Origin of the sequence: Rhodopseudomonas sp. B29 (assembly GCF_000333455.1) — a bacterium.
Taxonomy (GTDB): Bacteria; Pseudomonadota; Alphaproteobacteria; order Rhizobiales; family Xanthobacteraceae; genus Rhodopseudomonas.
In genome coordinates this window covers 1-4711 of the sequence record NZ_BADD01000277.1, presented here as the reverse complement: position 1 = coordinate 4711, position 4711 = coordinate 1, and the positions used below count along the sequence as shown (strand labels likewise).

The 4711-nt window shown below is 63.8% G+C and carries 5 protein-coding genes; 4 read left to right on the top strand and 1 reads right to left on the bottom strand.

The window, feature by feature from the left end:
• Positions 1-180: 180 nt before the first annotated feature.
• From I5M_RS10260 to I5M_RS10250, 3 genes are read left to right on the top strand one after another with little or no spacing between them, the layout of a single operon-like run.
• Positions 181-1317 carry an ABC transporter permease gene (locus I5M_RS10260; protein ID WP_022721324.1) on the top strand — a complete coding sequence of 379 codons (1137 nt, stop codon included), beginning with the start codon at positions 181-183 and terminating at the stop codon, positions 1315-1317.
• Between the two features lie 2 nt (positions 1318-1319).
• The gene (locus I5M_RS10255; RefSeq protein WP_022721323.1) at positions 1320-2099 is read left to right on the top strand and encodes an ABC transporter ATP-binding protein; all 780 of its coding nucleotides are present in this window, start codon (positions 1320-1322) and stop codon (positions 2097-2099) included.
• Positions 2100-2114: 15 nt separating this feature from the next.
• Positions 2115-3335, top strand: a complete 1221-nt coding sequence (locus I5M_RS10250) for an MlaD family protein (RefSeq protein WP_022721322.1) — start codon at positions 2115-2117, stop codon at positions 3333-3335.
• On the opposite strand, the gene I5M_RS10245 is transcribed toward I5M_RS10250, so the two are convergent.
• Positions 3298-3639 (bottom strand): cytochrome c, encoded by a 342-nt coding sequence (locus tag I5M_RS10245; protein WP_031336009.1) that lies wholly within the window; start codon positions 3637-3639, stop codon positions 3298-3300. The two genes, I5M_RS10250 and I5M_RS10245, sit on opposite strands and share 38 nt — an antisense overlap.
• A 181-nt stretch (positions 3640-3820) precedes the next feature.
• Here I5M_RS10245 and aadR point away from each other — a divergent pair, with 181 nt between their 5' ends.
• Complete coding sequence (gene aadR / locus I5M_RS10240; RefSeq protein ID WP_022721320.1) at positions 3821-4540, top strand: transcriptional activatory protein AadR; 720 nt, start codon at positions 3821-3823, stop codon at positions 4538-4540.
• The last annotated feature ends 171 nt before the right edge of the window (positions 4541-4711 follow it).

Sequence of the window (4711 nt, the reverse complement as noted above, 5' to 3'; positions counted from 1 at the left end):
CGGTTGCGGCCCCGGTTCGCGACGGTCACAAAGCTTTACGCGGCGAGTCCATGCGATAATTGATTTGCGTCAACCGCGATCGGCACGCAAAAATGCCAGTGCCGTGTTCGCGATCCGGCGAGAACATGGTGGATGGAAGATGGAGTCTCGCATGGCGGTGTTCGAACTCGGGCGGACGGCATGAGCGCCGCGCCCGAACTGAATGCGGTCGGCGACGGCGAGACCCTGGAGCTGCATCCCGGCGGCGCCTGGACCGCCAGCCATTCGGCGGCACTGGAGCGCCTATTCGACGACCTTGCCCCGAAGATCGCCGCGGCCAAGTCGCTCACCATCGACATGAGCGAGGTCCACGAGATCGACACGCTCGGTGCCTGGCTGCTCGAGAAGACATCGCGCGATGCTGCGCGGGCCGGGCGGACGGCGGAGTTCAAAGGTATCTCGGCGCAGTTCGCCGGATTGATCGAAGAAGTCCGCCAGGTCAATCGCCGCGCTCCGACGCCGCACCCCAAGCCCAACCCGGTTATCGCCCGGCTCGATCAGGTCGGTCGCGCCGCCTGGAGCGCCACGGCCGACGTCGCGGTGTTTCTCCAGATGCTCGGCGCGCTGGGCGCAGCTCTGCTCGGCGTGCTGCGCCGGCCGCGCTCGCTGCGGCTGACCTCGCTGACCTACCAGGTCTATCGGGTCGGCTTCCAGGCGATCCCCATCATGGTGCTGATCACCTTCCTGATCGGCGCCATCATCGCTCAGCAGGGCATATTCCATTTCCGCAAATTCGGCGCCGAGTCCTACGTGGTCGATATGGTCGGCATCCTGGTGCTGCGCGAGATCGGCGTGTTGATCGTCGCCATCATGGTGGCGGGGCGCTCCGGCAGCGCCTACACGGCCGAACTCGGCTCGATGAAGATGCGCGAGGAGATCGATGCGCTCTCGACCATGGGGCTCGATCCGATCGAGGTGCTGATTCTTCCGCGCATCATCGCGCTCATCATCGCGCTACCGATCCTCACCTTTATCGGCTCGATGGCGGCGCTTTATGGCGGCTTGCTCACCGCCTGGTTCTACGGCGGCATGCAGCCGTCGGTGTATATCGCGCGGCTGCACGAGGCGGTGTCGCTGTCGAGCTTCGAGGTCGGGATGTGGAAGGCGCCGTTCATGGCGCTGGTGATCGGCATCGTCGCCTGCAGCGAAGGGCTGCGCGTCGCCGGCAGCGCCGAGTCGCTTGGCCTGCAGACCACCACGTCGGTGGTCAAATCGATCTTCCTGGTGATCGTGCTCGACGGGCTGTTCGCCGTGTTCTTCGCTTCGATCGGGATGTAGCGATGGACGCACTCGCCGAACTCTACGCCATCCGCGTCGCCGATCTCGTCGTTTCGTTCGGCCGCCAGACCGTGCTGGATCATCTCTCGCTCGACGTCCGCCGCGGCGAAATCCTTGGCCTCGTCGGTGCGTCGGGCGGCGGCAAGTCGGTGCTGATGCGCACCATCATCGGGCTGATCCCCAAGCAGGGCGGCCATATCGAAGTGATGGGCCGCGACACCGCGCGCGGCTTCGGCCGTGCCGGCGATTCAGCCGCCGCCACCTGGGGCATTTTGTTCCAGCAGGGCGCGTTGTTCTCGTCTTTGACCGCGCGGCAGAACGTGCAGTTTCCGCTGCGCGAGATGCTCGACATGTCGGACAGGCTGCGCGACGAGATCGCCACCGCCAAGCTCGACATGGTCGGCATCGCGCCCGACGACTGGGACAAGTATCCGGCGCAGCTGTCCGGCGGCATGACCAAACGCGTCGCGCTGGCGCGCGCACTGGCGCTCGATCCCGGCATCGTGTTTCTCGACGAGCCGACCAGTGGCCTCGATCCGATCGCCGCCGGCGATTTCGATCAGCTCATCAAGACGCTGCAGACCACGCTGGGCCTTACCGTCTTTATGGTGACGCACGATCTCGCCAGCCTCAACGTCGTCTGCGATCGCGTCGCCGCGCTCGCCGACGGCAAGATCGTGGCCATCGGTCCGATGCACGATCTTCTCCAATCCGATCATCCCTGGGTGCGGGCCTACTTCCACGGCAAGCGCTCGGCGATGCTCCAGCCCAAACACGATTGAGAACAGGACTAACCGATGGAAACCCGTGCTCCCTTCGTGATCGTCGGTGCCTTTGTACTTGCTGCCATCCTGGCGGTGTTCGGCTTCGTGTTCTGGCTGCACAACACATCCGGCGTCGGTGCCCGCACCGCCTATCACATCCAGTTTCGCGATCCGGTACCCGGCCTGCTGGTCGGCGCCGCGGTGCTGTTCAACGGCATCCGTGTCGGCGAAGTTACCGCGCTCGGGCTGGCGCCGAACGATCCGCGCCGGGTGAATGCCACCATCGCGGTGTCGCCCGATACGCCGATCAGGCCGGACACCAAGGTCGGCCTCGACTTCCAGGGCCTGACCGGCGTGCCGGTGGTGGCGCTCGAAGGCGGCAAGGATCTGACCGGCTCGGCAATCGCCACCACGCTCGTCGCCGAACCCGGTGCCGGCATGAGCATGACGCAAGCCGCGCGCGAGGCGCTGCGCAAGGTCGATAGCGTGCTCGGCGACAATGCTCGGCCGCTGAAGGAGACCGTCGCTAACCTCAAGAACTTCTCCGAATGGCTGGCGAGCAAGACCGGCCGGCTCGATGGCATCCTCGGCGGCGTCGAACGTATGACGGGCGCCAACGAGCCGGTGGTCAAGAAGGTGGTGTACGACCTGCCGGCGGCGACCGACTTTGGCCCGCCGACGGCGACGCTCAAGGGCCAGCTCACGATCGCCGATCCGACCGGTGTGTTGATGTTCGACACCCAGAAGATGCTGGTCGCGCCCAATCTCGATCTGCCGGCCTTCGCCGGTGCGCAATGGAGCGACACCACCTTCAAGATGCTGCAGGAGAAGCTGATCCAGAGCTTCGAGAACTACGACATCGCCCACGCGCCGATGAAGCCGAATGATTCGGTGCAGCCTGAACATCAGCTCCTGATCGACGTCCGCAGTTTTCAGATTACCGGCCAAGCTGCAGGTGATGGCGAACTCAGCGCCACGATCGGTTTCGGCGCGCGATTGATCGACAAAGACGGTAAGCAGATGGCTGCCAAGCTGTTCGAGCAGAGCAGCAAGCTCGACCGGCCAGATCCAGCGGCCGGGGTGACGGCGTTCGGAAAGGCGTTCGATGCGATCGCCAAGGAGCTTGTGCCGTGGGTGGCCGCCGGCCTGTCAAGCAGCGAAACCGATGCTGCGGCAGAAGCACCGCACGCGCTAAAATCCGGTACTCAGAAACCTGCTATTCCAGCGACTTCAAATACACCAAGAGGTCGTTGATCTCGTCTGGCTCGAGTTCGAACGCCGGCATCTTGGGATGCCCGGTATAGATCCCCTCGGCGAAAGCCTCCGCCAGGGTTTCGATCGGATAGCGTTGATGCAGCGTGCGAAATGGCGGCGCGGGCTTGAAGCGGCTGCGTCCGGAGCGACCGATGGCATGGCAGCGGGCGCAATGCGCCTTGGCGTAGGTGTATCCACGCCGCTCAGCTTGTGCCGTCTCGCTCCGCACCTCTGATCGCGTTGCGGATTGGGCCGTGCTGATCATCAAAAGCAGAATAGCCAAGCCGGCAAAAGTGCATCGCATCGGCTGCTCGATAGGTACAACGTCGCATTGCTTACCATGAAGCAGTGCTCGACCTGGTCCTTGATCTGTGTCAAGCAGTCTTGACGATTTGCAAACATATTGGCCGTCCCCGCGCATGTTGCGCGATCAATCGACGGCAGCGCGCGGCAGGATTGTTTCTGGCCACGGCATGGAGTGATGGATGCCGCACCTCGCTTTTCCGAGTACGTCGCTCGACGGATTCAAATGTGAAACGCATTGCGCGGTGCGTCCGCTGGCGATTTGCGGCGAACTGGGCCCCGCGGAGCATGAAGAATTCGAGCGCATGGCGCAGCATGTGCGCTATGGACCGAAGGAAGCGCTGTTTTCCGAGGATGAAGTCGCCGATTCGGTCTACAGTCTGATCGAAGGTATTGCGCGGCTGTACAAGCTGCTGCCGGACGGCCGCCGTCAGATCATCGGCTTTGCGCTGCCGGGTGATTTCCTCGGCATGGCGCCGGGTAATCGCTACTCGTTCTCCGCCGATGCGATCGGCGCCGTCACGGTCTGTAAATTTTTCCGTGGTCCATTCCTGCGTTTCATCGAGAACCGCCCGCAGATGCTGCTGCGAATGAACGACTTTGCGACCCGCGAGCTGAGCCTGGCGCAGGATCAGATGCTGCTGCTCGGCCGCCGCTCGGCCGAAGAGAAGGTCGCCGCCTTCCTGGTCGCTTGGCGCGAGCGGCTGGCCCGGCTCGATGGCGTCACCAAAACCGTCAGCCTGCCGATGGGCCGCCAGGACATTGCCGATTTCCTCGGTCTGACGATCGAGACCGTGAGCCGCACCTTCACCAAGCTGGAGCGGGAAAAACTGATCGTGATCGTCCCGGACGGGGTGCGCGTACTGGATCCGAAACGCTTCGACGCGCTCGCCGCGGCCTAACGCGTTTCTCGTCTGTCGCGCACTGCTTCGGGATCGTGAGGCCCAAAGATGCGCGACAAGCTGCGCGACGACACGTCGGCCCTGCTGCGGGCTCGGCACTACTTTTACGAAATCCTCGAAGCTCATGCCCAGACGTCACGCGCCGGCGTGATCGTCAATCGGGTCATCGTC